Raw genomic sequence first — 22,221 nt, 5'->3', positions numbered from 1 at the left:
GCGGCCGGGCTTCCCGTTATCCCTCGGCGAGAAGCTCCCGAACCGCCCGCCGGACGGCGTCGTCCGACGACGCCTCTGGCGTCCACCCCGTCGCGGCCAGCTTCTCGATCGAGAGCCGCATCCGAGGCACGTCGCCGACCCAGCCGCGGTCCCCGCCGGTGAAGCTGTAGGCGGGGTCGAGCCCCATCTCCTCGGCGACGATGTCCGCGATCCGCCGGACGGACGTCGTAGTCCGGGTACCGAGGTTGTAGGTGTTCATCGGCGCGTCGGCGTGTTCGACGACGTGTTCCATCGCGTCCAGACACGACTCGACGTGCATGTAGGACTTCTCCTGGCGGCCGTCGCCGAGGATCTCGAGTTCGGTCGGATCCTCGCGGAGCTTGTGGATGAAATCGGGAATCACGGCCCCCAACTGGAGCCGCGGGCCGACGATGTTCGCGAAACGGAAACACCAGACGTCGAACCCGTGACTGTGGGTGTACACCGATAACAGCGCCTCCTCTGCGAGTTTCGCCGCCCCGTAGGCGCTGATCGGTTCCAGCGGGGCGTAATCCTCGGGCGTCGGCCGCGGGGCCTCTCCGTACACCGTCGACGACGACGTGAACGCGATTCGGCGACAGCCGGCGGTGTCCATCCGTTCGAGGACGGAGGCCGTCAGAGCCGTATTCGCCCGGAACTGTCCGTCCGGGTCGTCGCTGTCGACGGCCTTGTCCGCGGCGAAATGAAAGACCAGATCCGTCCCGTCGGGGATCGCCTCGCGGCGGACGGTTGGCTCCCGGAGGTCGCCCCGTATCACTGTTGCGCCCCCGGGTATCCACTCCTGGCGGCCGTTTTCGAAGTGGTCGACGACGAGGAGGTCGTTGTCGTCGACGAGGCGGTCGGCCAGGTGTGACCCGACGAACCCGCCGCCACCGGTGATACAGATCCGCAGTCCGGAGAGTTGCATTGACGGCGGTGGGATCGGGTGTAATAAATCGGTTTCGACGCGGGAACGGGACGCCTCCCCGCTCCGACGACCGAAACCGCCTAACGGCCCGGGGCGAAAGCCGACGTATGCACGCAGATCCCGAGGTTGTCGTCCTCCGGCTCGGCCATCGGCCGGGACGGGACAACCGGATGACGACTCACGTGGGCCTGACAGCCCGGGCGCTCGGCGCCGATCGAGTGATCATCTCCGGGGCCGCCTCGGGGTCGAAGGGAACCATCGAGGACATCACGGACCGGTTTGGCGGTCCCTTCGACGCCGAGTTGACCGAGGAACCACGGGGAGTCATCCGAGGCTTCGAGGGGACTGTTGTTCACCTCACGATGTACGGGCTGCCGATCCAAGCGGTCGAATCCGAGGTCAGAAGCGACCACGAGGAGGGGTCGCTGTTGGTCGTCGTCGGGGCCGAGAAAGTCCCCTTCGACGTCTACGAGCGGGCCGATTACAACGTCGGCGTGACGAACCAGCCACACTCAGAGGTCGCCGGCCTGGCCGTCTTTCTCGATCGGCTCTTCGAGGGGCGGGAACTCGAGCGCGAGTGGGACGACGCGACCCACCGGGTGATCCCGAAAGCGATCGGCAAGCAAGTCGAGCCGACGGAGGCGGCGGGATCGGCGGACGACGCGACGCTAACGGACACCGATGCGGTCGACGGCGCCGAGCCGTCCGACGACACGCACCGACTCCGAGGGGACGGCCGGCCGGACGAGGAGTAACGTCCTTTCCGGCGATCATTTATTACATGACCGATACCTACGAACGAATGACAGCCCAATAGCCGAATTGATCGACGAGAAACACGGTGTCTGAGTGATCGTGTTTCTCGACGAGACCGGACAGAAACGCAGCCGCTGGATCGGTGCCGTGTCGATCAAGGCCATTCAGCGCTGATTCTGACAGCAGTCTCGATGACCGCGACCCGCGACGGTTGCGCCGTCGCGGGTTGGAAACGCTGTCAGTAATCCGAGGTACCCAGTTCCAGACCGCTCCGTGAAAGCGTTCAACGCCTACTTCAGAGAGGATCGGGGTTGTCCCTCTAAGCGAACAGCCGGTCGCGTGGAGCCAGACGGCGAACGCCCTGAGGGGCGTCGCCGTCCGCTCACGCTCCCAAGGTTCTTTTAAATCTGCCGCAAAGCAATTGCTGAGCAGGTCGACGAGCGACATGACCAATTCACGCAACGACCTGCTCGCTTCTCAAACTGGCTCAAATAGACAGTGCGATACTAATATACTGTATATCATTATACAGTCTCCTCTGAGAAGTATCCACACACTTCGCGCTCTGAGTCGATTCGATAACTGTACGAGGATTCGAAGATTGGACGCCAACGACTTACTACGGTTGTCTCAATCCTCCAGTTGTAATGGCAAAACGCAACGACCGACACGTCAATGGTAGCGATCCTACAGCGGGGTGCAGCTGATCATGCGTATTCCAGTCCCCAGTAACAAACTCGTCGCCTTCACGCTCATAGGTGCGCTCCTCACAGCTGGTGTCGCCGGAGCCCTGGCACTGCCCGGTGGCAGCCTCGCGCAGGCCGGCGAGCAACCTAACCCAGGTACGACCGCGTCAGACACCCCACAGCAAGCTGCTTCTGATGTGCCGACGCAAAATAAGGAGTTCACCCCAGCAGTTCAGACGCAGTCTCGGTACGAAGATGAGGAGCACGAGGATGACGAATACGAAGATGACGAGCACGAGGATGACGAATACGAAGATGACGAATACGAAGATGACGAATACGAAGATGAGGAGCACGAGGATGACGAATACGAAGATGAGGAGCACGAGGATGACGAATACGAAGAGAACGAGTGACCGAGATGGTAGGATCGCTTGCATCGCTCACCGAACGGTTCGGGGAGATTAACCGCGAGTTCAACTGTTGTGATACAACGTTTCGGGTCCACGCGACAGGCATCCGGGCCGACGCTGCGGTGACTGCGGCACGAGACACGGCTGAGTCACTCGAAGCACAACTGAACGCCTTCGACGGGGCGAGTGCCGTCAGCCAACTCAACCGCGACGGTGCGATCGCGAACGAACACGTCGCCCGTATCGTTCGCCGTGGGCTCGAATACGACGACAGGACCGCCGGAGTGTTCGATATCCACCAGGGCCGCGTCGAACAGGAGCTCAAAACGTTCCTGCGTGGTGACAACGAAACACCACCCACAGAATTCGATACCGGATCGGTCCATGTCAGCGGGCCTCAGGTCAGTACCGATGTCGAGCTTGACCTCAACGGCCTCGCGAAGGGGTACATCGTTGACCAAGCCAGCGAAGCGCTCGCAGGGCTTGGTCGACGTGGGTTCGTCAGTGGTGGTGGAGATATGTCCCCGCCCACGGGCCCGGTCGCCATCGAGAGCCCGTACGGCGACGACACACCGCTGAAGATTCTGGATACGGATTGGTTCGTCGCGACGTCTGGAGGATACCGACGCTCGCGAAACGACACGGACCACATCTATGACGCGACCACCGAGTCGCTCGGCTCACGTCACGAGTCCGTTACTGTCCTCGCGCGCCGGGACTGTATGGAAGCCGATGCCCTGGCAACGACGCTCGCTGCACTCTCCCTCGATGAAGCGCGTGAATTAGCAGCCGAGTGGGACGGATTAGAGGCGCTGATCATTCACGGCGGCGTCTTCCACACGACAGGAGGATTCGATTCACATGTCATGGACACATAAACAGCGAATCACCGTCGTTGCGATCGTCGTGCTGGTCGTGGCCGTGCCAATCCTCTGGCAGATCGACGACATCCGTGCCACCCAGGCGACTGAGAAAGCACAGAGCGACCTCATCGATCAGACCGTTTTGGAGCGACAGACACCGACAGATTACGACGGAGATGGCATCGAGGACTCCACCGACAAGTGTCCGACACGTGCAGAGACGAATAACGGATTCCAGGATTCGGACGGCTGTCCCGATGTCGTCGAAACGACGGGAGCATCGTAATGTCACAACTCGTCTGGCTCCTCGACCGCGGTGCCGCGCTCATCACGTACCCGTTGCTGTACCTGGCCGTCCTCACGGGCATCTTCTACAACACGGAGTCGTTCGGGGTGCTCCACGAGGCCGCCAGACGTATCCACGTCGAACTATCCGTGTTCGCGATGATCGTCACGTTGCTACACGCGGGGCTTGGCGTCCTCGACGCGTGGTTCGTCGTCATCGGAGCGGTTCCAGCGCCGGCATACTCGATGCCGTACTTTTTCGGCGGCGTGGCTGTGGGTGCGGGGGCGCTGCTCATGCTCGTCGTCGCGGTAGTTGCTTTTATTGACCCGAAACGCTTCCAGCGCCCGTGGGGGCCACGTGTCGTTCACTCGTTTGCGTATGCCGGGTTCGCCTTCGGGACGATTCACGCAGCAGCGATCGGGACTGATCTGACGGGACTCGTCCGTCCTCTGTTGGGCCCTTCAGTTGCGTTTCTCGTGTACGTGCTCCTGTTGCGTCTACTGGTGCTTCGAGAGATGCCAGCGAACGCGACCCCGGATTAGTATCGACCCCGGATTAGTAGCCATCCCAGAGGCCCAGAATACGGTCGACCACTTTGTCAGTGAACGAGCGTTGGTGAACCGTGTAGAGGTATTTGACCCGGTCCGGGTCGCAAACCTGATACATAACACTCCGGCCATCGCGCTCTTTGGTGACGAGGTTGGCCTCGGCAAGCTTCGAGAGATGCCACGAAACGGTCGATTGCGCCTTCGCGAGGCGGTCGCTGAGTTCGGTTGTCGAGAGTGGGCCGTCTGTGAGAAGGTGTGCAAGGATGCGGCGACTATACTCTCGCCGCAACGCGTTCATCACTGCTCGATCAGCCTCGTCGAACTCGACGGCAGGGTAGTACCGCGTGTACTTGCCGTCGTCCGAGATGTCGATCAAGCCCTCGTCGGCGAGCCAGCGGAGCTGATACTGGAGCGTTCCCTGCGCGTACTCGAGGTCGCTGAGGAGCGCGCGAAAGTGAACGCCCGGCGTGTCGGCTATCCGCTGGTAGATCACCCGCCGAGAGTCCAGTTCGAGGTTCGGATCCGACATTACTCAGTCTCGCGTGAGAGCGACGAAGAAGGTCATGAGCCCACCGAGAATCAAGAGTGCACTTGCGTGTTCGAGCAGTTCGAGCGGCGCGTACGGGAGATAGGGGAGCAAAAGGTATTTCAGAAACACGGTGAGTCCATAGACGGCAAACATCGCGTACCCGAGTGTGACGATTCGCATTTGATTATGACGTTCCCGTCGCCATGCGAGAAAGCTGAGGACGCTAAGCCCCCCAGCGAGAACGAAAATGCCGAGACTGACGTACTGTTCGAGGAGTTGTGCGAGTGTCATGCGTTACTATTTGTGTACACAGCTGGTGCGACGTGCTCGGCAGTCAATACAAGCCAACTGACGATAGTGTCGGATAAAACGATTGGCGTTCAACCATCGAATCTAATCGAATAGATTCCGTAGGTCGCTCGGAAGTTCTCTCAGGCGACATCGCCGAGGAGATCTCCGACAGTGTCGGCAGATTCTCGGCTGGTGCCAGACGAGGCCGTGCTGGCGTTCTCGTGTGACCGGATGTGTGCCGTAGACATCCTCGTAGTAGCAGCGCAGAACGCCCTGAATGAGATCTGGAGGCTGGTGAATTCGTGTTCGCTTCCTCAAGCGGGGGCGAACACGCCGTACTCCAGTCGAGATTCGAACTCAAGATGCTCGAACAGTGGCACTGTCCCGGTAGCCACGACATTCAGGAAGTCGTCTACCGAGACTATGTTTTGCAGGAGTACGGTTGCGCGACTAGAGGTACTGTTGAAATCTTCAGAAAAGTATACGTTCAAGCTGGCTGTGACCGCTATCAGCCAGCCGATGTATCCACTGCCAAACAGCTTTATGAGTGCCTCAAGCGCCGAGTAAGCGGAGCGTGTTTTTTGTTTCTCTGAGTGAATGAAGCGCCAACGTGTGGTAGAGCACGAACGTGTCCTGACTGTGCTGTACGCTCTAGCCCCGGCTCAAGCGAGGGAGACCGAACCGCAGCGACTGGAAGTAGATATCGCTCCGGAGCCAACGCCGTCACATCAGTACATCGAAATGCCGTTATGTCAGCCGTACTGACGCCTCGTTTGAATATCTTCGATGGCCCTCCAACACCGAATGAACCGGAAATGGCTCGGTATAATTCTTGTTTTCGTTTCGAATGCGGTCCCAGTCGTGGGAGTTGTCATTCTGGGATGGCGTGCGTCTGAGATCCTAGTTCTATACTGGATAGAGGTTGTCGTGATGATCGCTGGCTACAGTGTTGCAGCACTATTCGCGAAACAGCCGATCGTACTGGAGGACCGCGACTTCTACATCGTTGGATACAGTAGACGCGAAGAGATTGACGAGGACCGTTGGGATGGTGCGTCTGAGCCGATCGACTGGAGCGGAAACGTGCTTCCGGATGTAGTCGGATCACGCCTTCCCCCGATGTATCGGCGAAACTTCGCCGTTGTCGGGCGGTCTCTAGCCATCGTGGTGTTCCTCGCAGTGCTGTGGGCGTATCTGAGCAACGTTGTCTCGAACCCGGTGGCTGCCCTGGGGTCACCAGCAGTCATACTCGGGTCAATAGCGGTTTGTACGTCGCAATTAGCCGAGCTCCGACGAGAATATTTCCTACCGAATACCTACGAGAGCTGGTCGGCATATATGACCGTCGAGGCCGCACAGCGGGTCGTTGTCTTCTATATTGTGCTGGGAGTGGCCGTGGTCCCTGTAACTATTATCGGCCTACTATTACTCGGATTACTACTGGAGCAGGCCCTGGGTGGGGTTGTGATTCCCGGCTCAGCGGGTGGAGCTGCCGGGGGTGAGCTATCAGTTCTCGCTCCCGTGGTCGTTTTCGCAGCGGGGAAGGCTGTGGTTGACTGGTCGCGTCGGTCCGTTGGAATACGAGCCGATGCGGGCGGGCTTGCGGGCTGGTTCACTCCGGAGAACCCACATGTCCAAGAGTGGGAACAGGAGCGCCATTGACATCCTCCCCGCGCTGAAGCGCGAGGATTCCAGCGCGGGACAGCGGGCTGGTCCCGTGTCCCCGCTGGCAACTTCTCACCTGCCGGATGGGGTCCGGCGAGGCGATACCGGGTTCGTGCGCGATACGTCGGCCCCGCGAGGGGTGTGGCGTGTTGCGCGTCCGTTCGGACGCGGTATCCGCTTGCACCGGGCATCCCGTTTGTCTCGAAGAGACAGCGGGGATGCCCCCGGTCGCCCTCTTCGGCGCGTCCGGGCACGGGCCGTGCCATCGGCCTGCCTGCCTTTCGTGCCACGGTGGGCAGGCACACTCGGGCGAGGGTCGCTTTTTGTCTGCCGTCTCCCGACGGCTTCGGAGACGCCCTTGCGGGAACGGTGTGGTGGCCTTCGTCGTCCGGGCGGACCCCAATCCAACCGCCAGTTTTTGCCCGTTGTGCGTACCCACGGACACGCTGTCTGGGGGAATACTTCTGGCGGTTGTCGCCCTGGTGTCGGATTCATCCCCGCCGTGAACGGCGAGGCTCTCTCCTCGAACTTCCGTAATCTGACCAGCGGGGACGGTCAACAAACGTGTCTATCGGTTCAATTACGATTTGATCAACCGGTTGGTTGAACTGTATCACGGACACGTTTGCGAGCAACATGGACGTGTTCACTCGTCTCAAAATTGGCTTCGGGACGGCACGGCGAAGTGGCCGTGTGCTTCGAGCCTACCCGGAGTTGCTCGTGTTTCCGCTGGTCGGTGGGCTCTCGGGCGTTGGCTTTCTTTTGACGCTGTTCGGAGGGTTGGTTGAGATGAACGGTGTGAGTGTCCTCAATGCGTATGCCCGGGCCGCGGGCTGATCAGCCCGTGGCCTCGGGCTAGCCCTCTCCGAGCTACAGCCCCATTCAGAAACAACAGCAGAAGCCGGGGGTATCGCTGTTTATCACCGTTCTCACGTAGTACAGTGAACTATCAAGTAGCCGTTGTGAGGCTTTTTAATTCAGCTGGCTTCAATATGCTCACTGAGGTCCCGGCCGGGAAGTACCGTTAATGCGGATTTGGTTCGTTAATTCGCAGAAATATTTTCAATTTCTGTCCCGTGGGAACATTTTAAGTTATGTTGTAGTGTACCATCTACCGTGCGAGTCTCGTCAGTAATTTTCGATGACAGCAGTACTGTTAGTGAAGAAAACGCGCGGGCGTTAGCGATTCACGAGGCGGTACGCGACGAGATCGAGGGGCATTTCAACCAACAGTGCTCTGTTGAACGCAAGACAGCGACAGAATCAGTATTATGATATTAGATTTTTCACGGGTAGCTACGCTCTCTCTGCGGATTCTAAGATCGGACGATTCAATTTTAGCGGCTTTACGCAGTGGTCAAAACATCAGTTTCACAAGATACCGCACGAAGAATGAGGTGGACGATGGCGATGCCTCTCACGGATACGTCCAGAGAAGGAGAGCAGGCGGCGAGCCTAACTCGCCGCCTGCGTCAGGTTATGTACGATGCACTTGCGCGTGAGCTCCCGGAATTGGCCGTGCCAACTCCGGGAGCGAATCTCATCGCCACCGTCCTTCACCATCGCAAACACTGTCTCGCTCATTGACCGCTGATTGTAGACATCGTCGTCAATTCGAGCGTTGTGGGCCTTCTTGAGTCCGTTTTGCTCACAGTGTTTGATTACTGGTCGCGTTGACGCGTCACGGCAGGCTTCACGGAGATCGCTCCACGAGTACATCTTGTCAGCCAGCAACTCCTGCAGGTCTTCGGCGTTGCGCCGAAAGACCTGCAGTCCGATATGGCCGTCATAGGCTTTCTTCGTCGTGAAATGAGCATCCATGATGGCAAGTGAGTCCGTATCAACGAGCAGCGTCGTCTTCATAGCATTGAACGAGTAACCGACTCGATTTCGGTAGTGTGAGCTAGCTTGATCTCGTTGGAAGCCACTGGCATCAATCGACGCAGTGCCCGAAAGCCCCGCCTGCTCCGCTGACTGGCGGAGCAGGCGGCGCAACTCTTTCATCGGAAATTCACCGTCCCAAACGCTGAACGACGAGTAATCTGGAGATTTCTCAAGGCCGAACACATCGAGGATTCCCGGCATCTCGTTCAGGTAATCTTCGAGCTTCCGGAGTGGTTTATTGATTTCCTCTTTAAGTAGAAGCAGCGCGATTTTCGTGGAGTTAGCGTACCCGTCCGCGCCGTCCGGCGCGGCGGGTACGTCTGGTTCCTCTACGTGGTTTGTGGCAAAGTCTCGAAACGTTTGTGCGAGGGTCCTGAGACGCCCCATATCGCAAGACGGCGTCCAATTCCCCTGAAATCAGCGATATAATCCGCAGACGGCGTCGGTATTCAACGGAGCAACCAACAGTGGTCTCGGCTGAAGCTGGCAATAGCAGCCGCAACTATTCTGATACTCGCTGGTATCGGCGGCGTTGCTATCGGTGAGACCGGTATCGGTGCAGGGCTGCTTGGCATCGGAGTTTTAGGGGGAGTCGGGGGAGGCGCATACGTTCGTTCTCAGACACCGGACGTTACGGTGTCCGGGGTGCAAAAAGGGTACTGGACGGGGTACCTCGTTCCGGACGGCGACGAAACAGTCGTCTTTGACGCTACCGAGTCAATAGATCCACAACAATTTCAGCTGAACCTTCTCAAAGATCCGGAGCAGGCACAGGGAGTCAAACAACGGCTTGCTTCGATGGAGGAGTTCCCAGTCGTAATGAACGAAAAAATGACGTTGAAGACCAGTTCGTCAATAGCATCTCGGCAATCGAGACTGAGATCAAAAACAGCGAAACGCATGAACTAACGTCACCGGTTTTACAGGACGATGATCCGGCAATCGAGTCTCTATCACAGTTGGCTACGGAGGCTGACTCGGGGTCGATTGACGCTGGAGGCGTCACACTCTCTCAGCAGGAGGCTGAACAGCAGGTAGAGACGTTCGATGAATTCGAGTCGATGGCGGACGAAGACCGCGGGGAATCAGTATTACTGGACGTCAGCGAACAGAGCCGGCAAATCGCCAACGACCTTTCAGGCCATCAAAAGCAGGCTACCGAGTTACTGAATCAGCATATTGCAACCGCGGGCGATATGGTTGGACTCATCTCGTATAATTTCTACTGCCCGGATTGCATGGGGGATGATATCGAATCGCTACTCGAAATACGGCAGGAGGATGGTCAGTGGTATTGCCCTACCTGTCGTTCATCTATGGAAGTACCGGCTGGGGTCCCTCGACACCGGATTCGTGACGAAATTGTGCTTGATATTTGGGATCAACTCTGGATAGAAAAAGACGATCAGAAACGTGAGGTGTATGAGTCTATTGAGGATCAGAAGGCCGAGTTGACCGAACGGGAGTTCGAGCAACGGCGAGAGGAAATCCGGACCGTTGAAGATCGCATCAAAGACATTCGCGCAAAGATTCGCGATCTCCAAACTGAAGCGCGAGCCAAGCAAGGAATCGTCAAAGAGATGGGGGACCTAATGAGCAAATATGAACGGTTGCAGCAACAAAAGATAGAACGGTTCCGGGCCGATGTCAACCAGTCCTTTGAGGCGATCGACGAGGAGACAGAGCGTGTCCTCAAAGAAACCGAGGGGGTCGTCGAAGATCGTATTGAAGAGGCTGAAAAGGAGGCTGAGGCGCGAGCCGAGACGATGCGGGAAGAAGAGCGCCAGCGTCATCGTGAAACGATCGCCACACAGGAGGCAATCGCAGAGGACCGTGCAGCGCGAGATCGGGTACATACCGCAGCGGTTATGAGTACGATTGCGGTGACTAATCAGCGGAAACCGGAGCGGAGGGGGAAATAATATGGCCGGCAATGACGACCTTCATCCGATTCTCAAGCGGATCCATCAGACGTTAGGAGATATCCTTACATCGGTCAAAGAGATTCGAGGCGATGTAAAGAAAGTATATACAGCTGTTACAGAGGGTGCCGAGGCTATCGTCGATGCAGTGCACGATTCTATCCAGGCACAGGCTGAAATGAAAATGATGGAGCGTGTTGCGGAAGTGCGCGAAATCAGACCGCAAATAACAGCTGAGCAGGAGCGGATCGAATCCGAACAGGAGGAGCTCAACCGGCAACTCGACCGCATCGCCGAGCGATACGAACGAAAGCATAATGAACTTGATGAGAAGGCTGCGTCGCGCATTCGGGATGTTGGAGCACACATCTTCGAGCTTGACGAAGAGCAGTTTGAGGATGGTATTGAACAACCATTTACCGAGCATGTAACCGCGACATGGCAAACGCTTCAATCACAGAATGAGGCAGTAAGAGAGCAGCGTCGCGATCGCGTCGAATCAACGACTGGCGAGGTAGTCGGAAAAATACATGAGTTCGTTGACCACCAGAACGAGCTTGTCAACCGCATCGAACGGACGCGAACGAAGTTTGATCGGTCGCTTTCGGATCCCGTGGCGATGCAGGTTCCGTACTACGTCGTTACTGTCGAGCGCGACGGGAAAACCGAACAGCGGGTCATCAGACCCTCTCAGGTAGCTGACAACGATGGCCCAGTCTCCGCCTCGCTGCAATCGTTACCTGGGATGGATCGTCTTGTTTCGCATACTGGATTCAACCGAGGCCAAGTAGAGTCACTCGATGGAGATGCCGTTCGAAATCAATTGGACCAGTATATCAGTCGCGATAAGCCATTACTCTCCTACGGCGGGCTTATCGAAGATACGGTAGATGACGAAGGAGAAATTGCCGTTGAGGGGGGATCGTAAATGCCGAAAATCGAAAAAACTCGTGCAATCGTCGAGTCAGGAGAGACATACGACGGGAAGATTATTCCGACCGTTAAGGCTGAAATTAACAGACCTGTGCAAATATATGACGGCGCAACGGTACAAGGAAGCGTCTATGGTGAAACCGTCTCAATAGAGGGTGGAACGGTTGAAGGGTCTGTGATGGGAGCTGAAAGTGTCGAATTTGATGGCGGTTCAGTTCACGGTGATGTTGGGTCGGATGGAAAAGTTGTTGGATCGAAAGCAACGATCCACGGAACCGTATCTGGAACCCGGATCCGACTCGAAGACTCGATTATTTACGGGAACGTCGTTGGTGCGGATGTCATACTTGAAAACTGTGCGGTCGTCGGGATCGTTACCGCAGAGCGGAAGCTCCATGCAAAAAACACGTTGATGTACACCTTCAAGTCGTATGAAACTACGAAACTGATGAATGTATCGACGGTACTGCCGCAAGCCATTATCGGTACTGAACTCAAGTTAGCAGACCCAGTCAGCGTAACCGGTCTCGGGGAACTAGAGTTACCGGAGGGGCGGCTACCAGCGATGGATAACGACGATATTATCAAGATTGATGGGTCGACGTACCTCTCGTTGTCGCCACGAATACTGAATTTAGAGACGGTCAAGAAGCGACTTGACAAACTCGAAGGAGCGCTCGAGCAAGTCGCGACGGCTACGTCTGCGGCGGAAGTACCACCAGCCAGTAAACTACTTCACACACTTGGCGTGGATAAATCGGAATTCCCACCGGTCGTCTAAGCGATGATCCGGAAACTGATCTGGGGGATGATCAAAAGCGCGCTTTCCCCACTGTTCATCGCGTTAGCCGTGCTCCGGAAAACGAAAAATGCGATACTCAAAATATTCGGCGTCTCGCGCAAGGCCGCGACTACTGCAGCCGACGCAACCGAAAAGGCGAAAGACGCTGCCGAAACCGCCGCTGAAAAACGAGATACAGAGGCAACTGACGATAGTCAGCACTCAGTAGACTCTCAATCCACTAGTCGTGCTGGAGCCAGTGCTCAACCTGCTGACGTCGAATCTCAGTATCAGCGGTTTCAGAACCTGCTTATTGGGCTTGTTGTCTACGTGGCGCTTCTTCCGATAGTGCTCGGATTGGTGAGCGGTAGCTTACAGTTCATTTCGATAGGCGATCTACTGCGTGCAAGTGTCTTTGCTGCAGTTTTGCCGGCGGTTCTCGCAGGGCTGGCGCGTGTCAGATCAAAATATGCGTGGGGTATCACCTTCGGGCTCTCCGTGCTCCTCGCCGCTGGTAGTGTCCTCCAGTTGGTTGGGTTTGTATACATATCATCCAGTCCGTTAGGTCCGACGACTGGGCCGGTAGCGGCGAATCAGCCATTGCTCTATATTGTCGTCATAGGGCAGAGTGTGTTGCTTGGAGCGATTCTGTGGACTGGGTGGAAAGGTCGACAGGCTGTATACGCTGACCCAGGTGGATCGTCTCAGCCAACCGTAACTAATACTCATGAAACAAAAGCACTAGACCAAAGCGACTCCTCGGGAGATCAGCGAGCCCCAACAGCTATTTCCAGCACCGAGACAGGCTACAAGGAACCCACTAGCGGCGGAGTGTCTTCCAGCCCTACTGGAGGCGCTCGTGATCAATCCCCAACCGAGACAACTCCGTCAGCTTCGCCAGATGCTGCGGTTGCCGAGTCTAAACAGAGTACAGAGACAACAACGCGAGGATCGAAAGGTGTCGAGGAGGATACAACAACGGAGGAGTCGGTGGCAACTGATGGCTCCGAGGAGCACCCCACCGAAATCAACTCAATGGTCGAGGAACTCGATACCGGCCCAGTGACGCCAGACAAAATCAGGGCACTCGGTGATGAATTGCCCAGTAAGGATGTTCCAGAGGAAGCTATTACAGCTCTACGTCGATACGAGGACGCTGATGATCCGGATGTTCGATCGGCTGTCTGTGAGCTCTGTTCATCAATTGAAGATGAGTGGGCGGATGATATCCTGAAGAATCGTCGTATCGACACGAACGATCAGGTAGCAACGACAGCGATCAACGCTCTGCGTTGAAGCGGTCTTCTGTGGCCTGTGTCAACCAGTCGTCCGCCTGGGAAATGACGTCCCAGACGGACGACACACCCCGCGACGATACTGTCATGGACTGGCTGCACACAAACCGCAGCGAGCACGCCGGCGAAAAGCACCTCTCCGAGACCGATCACATCGACCGACAGGATCGCGAGGCTCATTGAGACGGTCGTGGCTGAAATCGTGTTTTTACCGAGCCGACCGGGCGGGAACGCTGCTCCCGGCGTGAACGCAGTCTACGCTGGCGAAAAAACGGCTGTACGGCGGTCGATGACGCCTCGAAGGCCGGTTTTAATTCGAGACGCCCGGCCCCGGGTCGAGATACCGCCATGTGGCTCAAACGCCGATCCGAGTGTCCAGTAATACTTGGGGTCTCCAGCGCTGTACAACGGGTATGGAGCCGATCGCCCTCCTGCGCCCGGTCGTCTCGTTGATTGTTGCAGTGGGTATCTTTTCGGCCGTCTGCAGTCCGGTACTCGGCGTCGACAGCGTCCGGCCACTGCTCGAAACGTGGCCGAGTGACCGGCTGGTCATCAATTATCTGTTGTCGGTGACCGGGGTGGTGATCGGTCATTGGGTCGTGATGGTAGCGCTGTGGGAGCCGCTCGGCGTGGGTTCGAGTCTCCCCCGACTTCTCGGTGTCGTCGTCGGCTACCCGGTGGCACTGTCCGCGCTCGGTGCTGCCGCAATCGGCGTACGGAACCGGGGACGCCCCACTCGACGACCGATGACGTTACACACTGTCGCCGGCCTCGGGCTCGGCGTCGTGTTGTACGTCGCTGCCGGCCTGGCCCTGGCGTTTGTTCTGTTCGTCGTCGCGATATTCACGGCGCTCCCGACGTGAGAGTCGGCGCTCGGTCCGTCCCGTGTCGTGGCTCCTCGGCCTCGTTTCCTCGGCGCACAGTCGTGGCGTGTGCCGGATCGCTTCTCCGTAGTCGCAGTTTATAATTCGTCGGAAAGACGGGCCATGGGCGCGCGAATCCCACGATTCACTCGCAGGTGAGTCCGGGGACACGACGAATATACACACCTCGATACGTAGGTTCGTGAATCGCCTCAGGGTCAAGCCCTGGGGCATTCTCCTCGAACTCTGTAAAATAAGTGAACGAGCGCGTCGGCCAATGACCGAACTCACCCCGTACGAAGAAGCGATGTGTTGCTCTACCGGCGTCTGCGGTCCCGGATCCGACGGCGAACTCGTCGAGGTCAGCGCGGCGCTCGACCAGCTCGAAGACGCGTTCGATGATCGTCAACGGCCCACCCTGCTTCGCTCATCTTGACGGGGTCGCTCGTTGAGGCTGGGGCCTGTCCATGAACTCGGCCTCGACCCCGTATTCGCGACCGGCGAGATACGCGGCGTCGCGGCCGGTGTTGGTCGCGACATTCTCGTCCGTTCCGTCACGCCGCATCGCATCGTGTTCTGTTCTGTTCTGTTCTGTTCTGTTCTGTTCTGTTCTGTTCTGTTCGGTGTTTCAATCAAAGGCGGCTGTGTGTCGAAAACGACCCGGCGCGGCGATCAAGAAGAGCCGAGTATCCCGGTCAGCCCGGCCAGCGTCGACAGCTCGTACGTCGGCTCACGCTCGAGCGCGTAGTCCGTCCGGTGTGGCCGCCGGACAAACGCCGAGTCGACCTCGGCACGGTGTGCCGCTTCGACGTCGACGTTCGAATCGCCGACGTACAGTGCAGTATCGGCGTCGAGATCCGCCAGCGCCCGCTCGATGTAGTGGGGGTCGGGTTTTTTCCGAGCGGCTCCGGTCAGCGTCGGTTCCCGGCCGTACGCCGTCTCGAAGTACGTGAGGCCGTGGTGCTCGAGGAGGAACTCGACCGTCGGCCGCTGGTTGTTGCTCACCAATCCGAGTGGCGTCGGGAGTTCATCGAGAACGGAGACGTCGTCGTACGGCGCCTTCGCGCCGCGGTCGGCCGCCTCGATCTGCGCCTGCGAGGCACCGTGTTCCCGTTGCGTCCAGAACTCGGCCGGATCGATCCCGTGTCGCTCTCTCAGCGTTTCGGTGGGCACCTCCTGGTCGAGCAACCGCTCGACAAGCGCCGGCGACGGTGAGTCGACGCCGAACTCACCGAACGTGTCGGTGATCGACTCCCGAATCACGGCTCTGTCGGTGGGCTCGATGACGACACCGTCCATATCGAGGACGACTGCGTCGTAGTTCATGGCTGCGCTTGGGGTATGTGATCCGGTTGGGTTTCGAGACACGCCGCGACGTCGGCCACGGTCTTCATCTCGAAGACGTTGTACGGTGCGTCGACAGCGTCAACGATGGGTTCATACTCGGGCAGCGGCTCGTGTGCGTCGCTTTCCCCGTCGTTGTCGTGGAGATGACAGACGGTGATCCGGTCGCCGAACCGCTCGACGTACTCACGCCAGTCGGTATCGTTGACCGAGGCGTGGCCCACGTCGAGTGTAATTCCCAGCGCGTCCGGGTCGACGTCGACGGCATCGAGCGTTTCCGCGAGCGCGTCCGGGCCGACCGTGTGTCGTTCATCACGACTGTCGAACGGCTGGTTCTCCAAACAGAGCTGGACGCCCACCTCGGCGGCGTGTTCGGCACACGCACGCAGCGACTCGACGGCGTTCCGGCGGCCCGTCTCGCGAACCCAGTCCGGGTAGCGCCGCGGGACGGAGCCGCCGTGGACGACGACGGCACCGGCCCCGGCGGTTGCGGCGGCATCGAGCGTCTGCTTGACCTGCATAACGCCGGCCTGCGCCGAGTCGTCGTTGAAACTCCCGAGATTCCAGTCCCGGAACGGCGCGTGATAGGTGACGCTTACGTCGTGCACCGACGTGATTTCGCCGACCGTTTCGGGGTCGGGCGCGTCCGGATGTGCCTGCAGGTACTCGGTGGTGAGTTCGACGTGTTCGAGACCGAGCTCGACGAGATACTCGACGAACTCCTCGACGGTCGCGCCGAACCGCACGTCCATATTGGCCCCGAGGCGCATCAGCTGCCCTCCGCTTTGTATACGCCTCGGCCCGCGACGAACGCGCGCGACACCGTCGGCGTCTCTTCGGTGTCCACCACCACGAGATCGGCACGCGCGCCCTCGGCGATACGCCCTCTGTCCTGTAGCCCCACCGCGTCGGCCGGGTTCTTCGTCACGCGTGCGACCCGCTTTGGAAGCGGTTCGCCGGTGTCGACGAACGGCGCGGCCAGCAGCGACGGGGGATGATAATCGACACAGAGAACATCGAGGACGCCAGCGTCGGCAGCATCGATGGACGTGAGATTCCCCCACTGGCTCTCTCCGCGGACGAGATTGGGAGCACCCATGACGGTTGTCATGCCGAGTTCGTTCGCGCGCTTCGCCGTCTCGAGCGTGATGGGGTACTCGGCGATGTCGACGCCGCGTTCGCTGAGCCGTTCGACCTCCTGTGGGTCCTCGTCGTCGTGCGACGCCGTGACGACGCCGGCGTCGCGGGCAGCTTTGACGACCCGGTCGATGCGGTCGCGGATCTCCACCATCGAGATGCTGGTTCGCTCCTCGATAAACCGCTCGGCCTCCGCGACTGTATGCCGATCCGACGTCTCGTAATACTTCTTGAACGCCGCTATGTCCTCGAACTGCCCCTTGCCGGGGATGTGAGACATTACCGAGACGAGATCGACAGCGTCGCGTTGAATGTCACGGATCGCCGCCGTGACGGCCTCCTCTTGTGTGACCTCACACCGAACGTGGATACGGTGATCGGCCATCCACGAGTCGGCGGCCTCGATGGCCTCGGTCAGCTCGGCTGCGAGCTCGGTCGTTCGCCCTTCCTCCGGGTCGTTCTCGAACGCGATGGCGTGGTATTTTGTCGTGATGCCGGCGGCGACGTTCGAACGGTCCGCGGCCCCAAGCGCCATCGCGGTGTCCATGCGGGCCCCGTTTCGGGGCTGGAGTTGCCCCTCGATATCGTCGCCGTGGAGGTCTATGAGACCGGGCAACAGGTACTGTCCGTCCGCGTCGACGATGTCGTCTCCCCGCGTCGGGTCGACGTCGGGCCCGACCGCGGCGATGCGGTCCCCCTCGATTCGAACGCTCCCCTGTAGGACGGTCTCCGGAGTCACGATTCGGGCGTTCGTCAGACAGTACGACTGTGCGAGTTGCTGGTTCGTCGTCATGCGAGTACCTCCGGGTTGTAGTCAGCGACGTCGACGACGCGCTGAAGTTCCGCATCAGCAAGGACGACCACGCGATCGGCGATCCGCCGAACCACCTCGTAGTTGTGGAATACGCCGATCATCGTGGTCGATGTCGGCAGGTAGCTGTCGAGCAGTTCGAGCGCGCTGGCCCGCGTTTCGGGGTCGAGGGCACTTGTCGGTTCATCGAGCAACAGGAGCCGCGGCTGCGGGCCGATGGCTCGCGCGAAGTTGACGCGCTGGCGCTCGCCGCCGCTGAACGTCGCCGGGTAGGCGTTGAACAGGTCCGCAGGCAGGGACAACGCGGTCAACAGCTCCCGGGCCCGCTCGCGGGCGGCCTCGCGGTCCGTTCCTTGTTCCCACATCGGCCGGGCTACCACGTCGACCGCGGGCACCCTCGGAATCTCGTCGAGAAACTGCGAGGCGTAGCCCAACTCGCTGCCCCGAACCGCCAACACGTCGCGATCCGGACAGCTCGCGAGGTCGATCTCACCGTCCTCGGTTCGGAACCGGACCGTACCGTTCGTCGGTTCGTAGGTCCGGTGGATGCACTTCAGTAGCGACGACTTGCCGCTGCCGGATTCGCCGACGATGGCCACGAACTCGCCTTCGTCCACGGAGAAACTTACGTCCGCCAGGCCCGGGACGGTCTTCCCGTCGAGAACGTGCATTTCGAACGTCTTCGAGACGGCGTCGATATCCAGAATCATAGCACTGAGTTGATGAGTGTCTGCGTGTACTCGTGGTGTGGGTCCTCCATGATGCGGTCCGTCAGCCCCGTCTCGATGACGCGGCCGTGTCGCATCACCAGCGTCCGGTCTGCAAGCAGCCGAATCACGTCCAGATCGTGTGAAACGACGACAGTCGCCACATTCTGCTCGCGCTGGAGCCGACGGAACATATCGAGGACGCGAGCCTGGACGCTCACGTCCAGCCCCGTCGTTGGCTCGTCGAGCACGACCAGTCCCGGGTCGTTGGCGATGGCCTTCGCGATCTGGACACGCCGTTGCATCCCGCCGCTGTAGGTCTCCGTCGCGTCGTCCATCCGGGAGACCGGTACCTCCGTCTCGCGAAACAGGGACTCGACGCGCTCACGAATGTCGCCGTAGTGTCGCCAGCCGGCCGCCAGTAGCTTCTCGGCGACGTTGCCACCGCCTGAAAAAGACAGTTCCAGCCCGTCTTGGACGTGCTGGTGGACCATCCCGATGTGTTCGTTCCGTAGTTCATGTCGTGCCCGGTAGTCCGCCGAAAGCAGGTTCCCGCCGTAGGCGTCGTATCGGACGTCGCCAGCCGTTGCGTCCAAATCGAGCGCCAGCATCTCCGCCAGGCTGGACTTGCCGCTGCCGGACTCACCGACGATTCCCAAGACTTCGCCGTCGTGTAACTCGAAGTCCACGTCCGCACAGGCGACGACGCTGTCACAGACGGGACACTGGTTGTCGCCCACCGCAGGGCCGGTATGCTCGACGCAGTCGCCGCAGGGCTGGCCGTAGATTTTGCCGATATTCGAGACCGAGAGAACCGTCATTTCCCTTCCCCTCCACTCGCGTCGGCCGTGGGGCGGCGTTCCTCACGGTCCCCGTCCGTCTCGTATGGCACGTCCGGATCAGTCGGCGGTCCCCAGGCGTGGTCCGTCCCCTCGCGGTGGTGAGCTTTCGACAACTCGGAGTCGGCCTGTCGTTTCTCACAGAACGCCGTATCGTTGCAGGCGTAGCGTCGGCTGCCGTCATCGGTTTCGACCTCCGTGAGGAACGTGTCCTCGCTGCCGCAGTACTCACAGGCTTGCTCGGGGAACCGCTCGACCTGAAACTGCCGGTCCTCGAACGCCAGTGGCTCGACGTCGGTGTGAGGCGGGACCGCGTACATACGCGCTTCCCGCCCGGCCGCGAACAAAAACAGGTTGTCGGCATCGTCGAGTTTCGACACGTCCCAGCGCGGGATGGGCGAGGGGTCCATCAGGTACCGGTCGTCGACCAGTACTGGATACCGCGAGGAGAGTTTGATCTCGCCGTACTCGACGACGTTCTCGTAGAGAGCGACCCACATCTTCGAGTAGTTGCCGTGGGCGTGCCGCCGTCGGTTGGCGTCGTCGCTGCCGTCGACCCGTCGAAGCGGGTCGGTGATGGGTACCTGAAGGACGAGGATCTGCTCATCGTCCAGCACTTCCTCTGGAATGCGGTGTCGCGTCTGTATCACCGACGCCTCGGTGGCGTCGGTCGTCGTCTCGACGTCCGCAGTCCGGGTCGCCAGCCGTCGGATGTTCGCCGCGTTGACGCTTTCGTCGCTGCCTTGATCGATGACTTTGAACGTGTCCTCCGGGCCAAGCAGCGACAGCGAGGTCTGGATACCGCCGGTCCCCCAGCCCCGTGCGAGCGGCATCTCCCGGGACGCGAACGGGACCTGATGGCCGGGGAGCGCGATGGCCTTCAGGACGCCACGCCGCACCTCGCGTTTGGTGTGTTCGTCCAGATACGCGTAGTTGTAGCCGGCCAGCCCCTCGTCTCGGACACCGTCGAGTATGTCCTCGACGGACTCGGCGTCGGAGACCGACCCGACGGCCCGCTCGTCAGTCATCGGCGTTCACCTCCTGTGAGACCGGATCCTCGTCGGCCGCTGCGGCGGTCGTTCGCTCGCGTATCGACCGGATGCGGTCGAGAATACTCTGGAAGGTGACGTAGTGGGGAAGCTTGAGGTGTTCGATGAAGCCGAAAGAGTCGATGCCGTCCACGACGTCGAGGACGAACTCGGCGTCCTGTGCCGGCCCCTCGCCATCCAGTTGGATGGCTGCATCGAGGATGCTCATCCCGATGGCCTTGCGCTCGTTGCGACCGAACACCAGCCCGTACCCGAATGAGAACTGCGGATCGTCGGCTTTCTCGTAGATGGGGACGACACACTCCGTTTCGGTCACCGCGGCGCTCGTCACTTCGACCTCGTCGCCGGTGTAGGGATGCTCGATCGTCACTGGGAGTTCGCCCGTGCGGACCTCGCCGAGCGTCGGGTGGACCTGGCCGTAGCCGCGCAGTTCGCTGTACCCCAGGGCGGTCACCGCGCCGGTCTCGCCACGTGCGAGTTCCTGAAGGACGGCCGACCGGGGGGCCGGATAGGTCACCGGGTCCCGCGTCGCGTCGAACGGCTCCGTCTCGTCGGGTGATTCGTTCTCACCGCCGTCCTCGCCTCCGTTTTCAATCCCGTCCGAGTCACCCGCCGGGTCGTGGACGAGCCCCTGCTCGCGTAGGACGTTCATGACGTTCCGGAGTTGCGGGGGGTCCTCCGCTTCGACGTCCCAGTCGTCGGTCGGATCGATCCCGTCGTCATCGGTTAACTCGAAGTCGAGCAACCGCTGGGTGTAATCCTTTGTCGCGCCAAGCACCTGGCCGCCCGGTACGTCCTTGTAGGCCGGGGAGACGCGCCGGGTACTAAACGAGTCTGCCGTCTCGGTCGGGGTAGTGGACCCCCACCGCTCCAGCGTTGAGCGGTAGGCTCGAAGCAGGAAGGCGGCCTCTGCAGTGTCGCCTTGAGCCTGCTTGACCGCGATGGCTGCGAGCCGGGGGGCGTAGAGTCCGCCTTCGCTCATCGCCTGGGCGGTGAGCCGCGAGAACTGCTCGTCGACCTGTTCGACCGACACCTGTTCGCTCTCGCCGGCGACGCGTTGTTTCTCGAACAGTTCCTCGGCGCGTCGGATGACGTCCTCGCCGGCCTCGACGGCGACATACCCCATTTAGGCCACCTCCAGCGCAACCGAGCGCGGAATCGCGGCGATGGATCGCTCCGTCGTCAGGACGGCATCGACTCCGCGCGGATAGGTGGATTGGACATCGGCCAATTCCCGCGCGTCGTTCGCGCTGAAACCGTCAACGGCGAGACGTCGTCGGCCCGGTACGCCGGGCCCCGAGACGACGAGCGTCGTGCCCGCGTTTTCAGTGGGAGACGTCTCCAGCCTGTCGACGCAGTAGACGACCGTCGCCCCGTCGCTGGGCTCTTTGAGGCTCCCCCGCGTCAGATCACTCACGGGGCACTCGCCGGGCGTGGGCGCGTGGACGATGCTCGCTTGCTCGGCCTCGGTGGCCGTGAGCCGCCCCTCGTTTTCGAGGGCTGTCCGAATCGTCTCGTCGGGTGTGAAACACGTCACCTCGTGGTCGACCAGCGTGGACAACACCGCGTGGTCCGCCGGTTCGGTCGGCGCGGTGGCGACGGTTCCGGGGCGGCTCATCGCGTCGACGAGCGCCCGGAAGCACGCACGCGTGTCGTGTACCGGATCCATATCG

23 protein-coding genes and 5 pseudogenes are annotated in these 22,221 nt (G+C 60.0%); 13 read left to right on the top strand and 15 right to left on the bottom strand.

Features of this window, described 5'->3' with window-relative positions:
• Positions 1-16: 16 nt before the first annotated feature.
• Entirely contained in the window at positions 17-946 is a 930-nt protein-coding gene (locus NMLP_RS04505) for an NAD-dependent epimerase/dehydratase family protein (protein WP_015408949.1), read from the bottom strand.
• A gap of 107 nt (positions 947-1,053) precedes the next feature.
• Here NMLP_RS04505 and NMLP_RS04500 point away from each other — a divergent pair.
• Positions 1,054-1,587, top strand: a pseudogene (locus NMLP_RS04500) (tRNA (cytidine(56)-2'-O)-methyltransferase); the annotation flags it as partial.
• 172 nt (positions 1,588-1,759) lie between these two features.
• Here the strand turns inward: NMLP_RS04500 and NMLP_RS14720 are convergent.
• A pseudogene (locus tag NMLP_RS14720) lies at positions 1,760-2,149 on the bottom strand (IS6 family transposase); the annotation flags it as partial.
• A 434-nt stretch (positions 2,150-2,583) separates the two neighbouring features.
• Here NMLP_RS14720 and NMLP_RS16130 point away from each other — a divergent pair.
• The 4 genes from NMLP_RS16130 to NMLP_RS04480 are packed head-to-tail and all read left to right on the top strand — an operon-like array spanning position 2,584 to position 4,492.
• On the top strand, positions 2,584-2,856 hold the full coding sequence (locus NMLP_RS16130) for a pentapeptide repeat-containing protein (RefSeq protein ID WP_084260781.1): 273 nt from the start codon (positions 2,584-2,586) through the stop codon (positions 2,854-2,856).
• Positions 2,810-3,679, top strand: coding sequence for an FAD:protein FMN transferase (locus tag NMLP_RS04490; RefSeq protein WP_015408946.1), 870 nt, complete (start codon positions 2,810-2,812; stop codon positions 3,677-3,679). The genes NMLP_RS16130 and NMLP_RS04490 overlap by 47 nt, the downstream gene beginning before the upstream one ends.
• The gene (locus NMLP_RS04485; RefSeq protein WP_015408945.1) at positions 3,663-3,950 is read left to right on the top strand and encodes a thrombospondin type 3 repeat-containing protein; all 288 of its coding nucleotides are present in this window, start codon (positions 3,663-3,665) and stop codon (positions 3,948-3,950) included. Before NMLP_RS04490 ends, NMLP_RS04485 begins: the two co-directional genes overlap by 17 nt.
• The gene (locus NMLP_RS04480) at positions 3,950-4,492 is read left to right on the top strand and encodes a hypothetical protein (protein ID WP_015408944.1); all 543 of its coding nucleotides are present in this window, start codon (positions 3,950-3,952) and stop codon (positions 4,490-4,492) included. Before NMLP_RS04485 ends, NMLP_RS04480 begins: the two co-directional genes overlap by 1 nt.
• A gap of 13 nt (positions 4,493-4,505) precedes the next feature.
• On the opposite strand, the gene NMLP_RS04475 is transcribed toward NMLP_RS04480, so the two are convergent.
• The 4 genes and pseudogenes from NMLP_RS04475 to NMLP_RS15050 all read right to left on the bottom strand — a co-directional run.
• Entirely contained in the window at positions 4,506-5,027 is a 522-nt protein-coding gene (locus NMLP_RS04475; RefSeq protein WP_015408943.1) for a winged helix-turn-helix transcriptional regulator, read from the bottom strand.
• A 3-nt stretch (positions 5,028-5,030) separates the two neighbouring features.
• Positions 5,031-5,207, bottom strand: a complete 177-nt coding sequence (locus NMLP_RS15800; protein WP_231857249.1) for a hypothetical protein — start codon at positions 5,205-5,207, stop codon at positions 5,031-5,033.
• A gap of 303 nt (positions 5,208-5,510) precedes the next feature.
• Positions 5,511-5,809: pseudogene (locus NMLP_RS14190) on the bottom strand (hypothetical protein); the annotation flags it as partial.
• Positions 5,805-5,915 (bottom strand): annotated as a pseudogene (locus tag NMLP_RS15050) (IS6 family transposase); the annotation flags it as partial. The pseudogenes NMLP_RS15050 and NMLP_RS14190, both read right to left, overlap by 5 nt.
• A gap of 207 nt (positions 5,916-6,122) precedes the next feature.
• On the opposite strand from NMLP_RS15050, the gene NMLP_RS04465 reads away from it, so the two are divergent.
• Together NMLP_RS04465 and NMLP_RS04460 are read left to right on the top strand one after the other, a co-directional pair.
• Positions 6,123-6,980: a DUF6498-containing protein gene (locus NMLP_RS04465; protein ID WP_049926154.1), complete on the top strand. Its 858-nt coding sequence runs from the start codon at positions 6,123-6,125 to the stop codon at positions 6,978-6,980.
• A 696-nt stretch (positions 6,981-7,676) separates the two neighbouring features.
• Entirely contained in the window at positions 7,677-7,820 is a 144-nt protein-coding gene (locus tag NMLP_RS04460) for a hypothetical protein (RefSeq protein ID WP_162471983.1), read from the top strand.
• A 618-nt stretch (positions 7,821-8,438) separates the two neighbouring features.
• Here NMLP_RS04460 and NMLP_RS04455 read toward each other — a convergent pair.
• Positions 8,439-9,254, bottom strand: coding sequence for an IS5-like element ISNamo1 family transposase (locus tag NMLP_RS04455; protein WP_015408940.1), 816 nt, complete (start codon positions 9,252-9,254; stop codon positions 8,439-8,441).
• A 674-nt stretch (positions 9,255-9,928) separates the two neighbouring features.
• Here NMLP_RS04455 and NMLP_RS04450 point away from each other — a divergent pair.
• The 6 genes and pseudogenes from NMLP_RS04450 to NMLP_RS04430 form a co-directional block, all read left to right on the top strand.
• On the top strand, positions 9,929-10,789 hold the full coding sequence (locus NMLP_RS04450) for a hypothetical protein (protein WP_015408938.1): 861 nt from the start codon (positions 9,929-9,931) through the stop codon (positions 10,787-10,789).
• A 1-nt stretch (position 10,790) separates the two neighbouring features.
• Entirely contained in the window at positions 10,791-11,717 is a 927-nt protein-coding gene (locus NMLP_RS15045) for a hypothetical protein (protein ID WP_015408937.1), read from the top strand.
• On the top strand, positions 11,718-12,503 hold the full coding sequence (locus NMLP_RS15040; RefSeq protein WP_015408936.1) for a bactofilin family protein: 786 nt from the start codon (positions 11,718-11,720) through the stop codon (positions 12,501-12,503).
• 3 nt (positions 12,504-12,506) lie between these two features.
• A complete protein-coding gene (locus NMLP_RS15035) occupies positions 12,507-13,799 on the top strand; it encodes a HEAT repeat domain-containing protein (protein WP_015408935.1) in 1,293 nt (430 codons plus the stop codon).
• A gap of 412 nt (positions 13,800-14,211) precedes the next feature.
• Complete coding sequence (locus NMLP_RS04435) at positions 14,212-14,661, top strand: hypothetical protein (protein ID WP_049926144.1); 450 nt, start codon at positions 14,212-14,214, stop codon at positions 14,659-14,661.
• Between the two features lie 277 nt (positions 14,662-14,938).
• Positions 14,939-15,064 (top strand): annotated as a pseudogene (locus tag NMLP_RS04430) (arsenic metallochaperone ArsD family protein); the annotation flags it as partial.
• A 269-nt stretch (positions 15,065-15,333) separates the two neighbouring features.
• Here NMLP_RS04430 and NMLP_RS04425 read toward each other — a convergent pair.
• From NMLP_RS04425 to phnH, 8 genes are read right to left on the bottom strand one after another with little or no spacing between them, the layout of a single operon-like run.
• Positions 15,334-15,987 (bottom strand): HAD family hydrolase, encoded by a 654-nt coding sequence (locus tag NMLP_RS04425; protein WP_015408933.1) that lies wholly within the window; start codon positions 15,985-15,987, stop codon positions 15,334-15,336.
• Positions 15,984-16,775, bottom strand: coding sequence for a sugar phosphate isomerase/epimerase family protein (locus tag NMLP_RS04420; protein WP_015408932.1), 792 nt, complete (start codon positions 16,773-16,775; stop codon positions 15,984-15,986). Before NMLP_RS04420 ends, NMLP_RS04425 begins: the two co-directional genes overlap by 4 nt.
• Positions 16,775-17,935: an alpha-D-ribose 1-methylphosphonate 5-triphosphate diphosphatase gene (locus NMLP_RS04415; RefSeq protein ID WP_015408931.1), complete on the bottom strand. Its 1,161-nt coding sequence runs from the start codon at positions 17,933-17,935 to the stop codon at positions 16,775-16,777. Before NMLP_RS04415 ends, NMLP_RS04420 begins: the two co-directional genes overlap by 1 nt.
• Complete coding sequence (locus NMLP_RS04410) at positions 17,932-18,663, bottom strand: phosphonate C-P lyase system protein PhnL (protein ID WP_015408930.1); 732 nt, start codon at positions 18,661-18,663, stop codon at positions 17,932-17,934. The genes NMLP_RS04415 and NMLP_RS04410 overlap by 4 nt, the downstream gene beginning before the upstream one ends.
• Positions 18,660-19,481, bottom strand: a complete 822-nt coding sequence (locus NMLP_RS04405) for an ATP-binding cassette domain-containing protein (protein WP_015408929.1) — start codon at positions 19,479-19,481, stop codon at positions 18,660-18,662. The genes NMLP_RS04410 and NMLP_RS04405 overlap by 4 nt, the downstream gene beginning before the upstream one ends.
• Positions 19,478-20,527, bottom strand: coding sequence for an alpha-D-ribose 1-methylphosphonate 5-phosphate C-P-lyase PhnJ (locus NMLP_RS04400; RefSeq protein ID WP_015408928.1), 1,050 nt, complete (start codon positions 20,525-20,527; stop codon positions 19,478-19,480). Before NMLP_RS04400 ends, NMLP_RS04405 begins: the two co-directional genes overlap by 4 nt.
• A complete protein-coding gene (locus tag NMLP_RS04395; protein ID WP_015408927.1) occupies positions 20,520-21,674 on the bottom strand; it encodes a carbon-phosphorus lyase complex subunit PhnI in 1,155 nt (384 codons plus the stop codon). Before NMLP_RS04395 ends, NMLP_RS04400 begins: the two co-directional genes overlap by 8 nt.
• The gene (gene phnH / locus NMLP_RS04390; protein ID WP_152024152.1) at positions 21,675-22,217 is read right to left on the bottom strand and encodes a phosphonate C-P lyase system protein PhnH; all 543 of its coding nucleotides are present in this window, start codon (positions 22,215-22,217) and stop codon (positions 21,675-21,677) included.
• Positions 22,218-22,221: the final 4 nt, after the last annotated feature.

Origin of the sequence: Natronomonas moolapensis 8.8.11 (assembly GCF_000591055.1) — an archaeon.
Taxonomy (GTDB): Archaea; Halobacteriota; Halobacteria; order Halobacteriales; family Haloarculaceae; genus Natronomonas; species Natronomonas moolapensis.
Note: the sequence above shows the minus strand (reverse complement) of the source record. Positions and strands in the feature narration are given on the sequence as shown.

Excerpts from the sequence above, each read along its gene's own strand:
- NMLP_RS04405 (WP_015408929.1), bottom strand. The coding sequence starts at position 19,481 with ATGACGGTTCTCTCGGTCTCGAATATCGGCAAAATCTACGGCCAGCCC.
- NMLP_RS04425 (WP_015408933.1), bottom strand. The coding sequence starts at position 15,987 with ATGAACTACGACGCAGTCGTCCTCGATATGGACGGTGTCGTCATCGAG.
- NMLP_RS15800 (WP_231857249.1), bottom strand. The coding sequence starts at position 5,207 with ATGCGAATCGTCACACTCGGGTACGCGATGTTTGCCGTCTATGGACTC.
- NMLP_RS04410 (WP_015408930.1), bottom strand. The coding sequence starts at position 18,663 with ATGATTCTGGATATCGACGCCGTCTCGAAGACGTTCGAAATGCACGTT.
- NMLP_RS04465 (WP_049926154.1), top strand. The coding sequence starts at position 6,123 with ATGAACCGGAAATGGCTCGGTATAATTCTTGTTTTCGTTTCGAATGCG.
- NMLP_RS15035 (WP_015408935.1), top strand. The coding sequence starts at position 12,507 with ATGATCCGGAAACTGATCTGGGGGATGATCAAAAGCGCGCTTTCCCCA.
- NMLP_RS04455 (WP_015408940.1), bottom strand. The coding sequence starts at position 9,254 with ATGGGGCGTCTCAGGACCCTCGCACAAACGTTTCGAGACTTTGCCACA.
- NMLP_RS04415 (WP_015408931.1), bottom strand. The coding sequence starts at position 17,935 with ATGACGACGAACCAGCAACTCGCACAGTCGTACTGTCTGACGAACGCC.
- NMLP_RS04475 (WP_015408943.1), bottom strand. The coding sequence starts at position 5,027 with ATGTCGGATCCGAACCTCGAACTGGACTCTCGGCGGGTGATCTACCAG.
- NMLP_RS04400 (WP_015408928.1), bottom strand. The coding sequence starts at position 20,527 with ATGACTGACGAGCGGGCCGTCGGGTCGGTCTCCGACGCCGAGTCCGTC.
- NMLP_RS16130 (WP_084260781.1), top strand. The coding sequence starts at position 2,584 with ATGTGCCGACGCAAAATAAGGAGTTCACCCCAGCAGTTCAGACGCAGT.
- NMLP_RS04435 (WP_049926144.1), top strand. The coding sequence starts at position 14,212 with ATGGAGCCGATCGCCCTCCTGCGCCCGGTCGTCTCGTTGATTGTTGCA.
- NMLP_RS04490 (WP_015408946.1), top strand. The coding sequence starts at position 2,810 with ATGGTAGGATCGCTTGCATCGCTCACCGAACGGTTCGGGGAGATTAAC.
- NMLP_RS15040 (WP_015408936.1), top strand. The coding sequence starts at position 11,718 with ATGCCGAAAATCGAAAAAACTCGTGCAATCGTCGAGTCAGGAGAGACA.
- phnH (WP_152024152.1), bottom strand. The coding sequence starts at position 22,217 with ATGGATCCGGTACACGACACGCGTGCGTGCTTCCGGGCGCTCGTCGAC.
- NMLP_RS04505 (WP_015408949.1), bottom strand. The coding sequence starts at position 946 with ATGCAACTCTCCGGACTGCGGATCTGTATCACCGGTGGCGGCGGGTTC.
- NMLP_RS04420 (WP_015408932.1), bottom strand. The coding sequence starts at position 16,775 with ATGCGCCTCGGGGCCAATATGGACGTGCGGTTCGGCGCGACCGTCGAG.
- NMLP_RS04480 (WP_015408944.1), top strand. The coding sequence starts at position 3,950 with ATGTCACAACTCGTCTGGCTCCTCGACCGCGGTGCCGCGCTCATCACG.
- NMLP_RS15045 (WP_015408937.1), top strand. The coding sequence starts at position 10,791 with ATGGCCGGCAATGACGACCTTCATCCGATTCTCAAGCGGATCCATCAG.
- NMLP_RS04485 (WP_015408945.1), top strand. The coding sequence starts at position 3,663 with ATGTCATGGACACATAAACAGCGAATCACCGTCGTTGCGATCGTCGTG.
- NMLP_RS04450 (WP_015408938.1), top strand. The coding sequence starts at position 9,929 with ATGGCGGACGAAGACCGCGGGGAATCAGTATTACTGGACGTCAGCGAA.
- NMLP_RS04395 (WP_015408927.1), bottom strand. The coding sequence starts at position 21,674 with ATGGGGTATGTCGCCGTCGAGGCCGGCGAGGACGTCATCCGACGCGCC.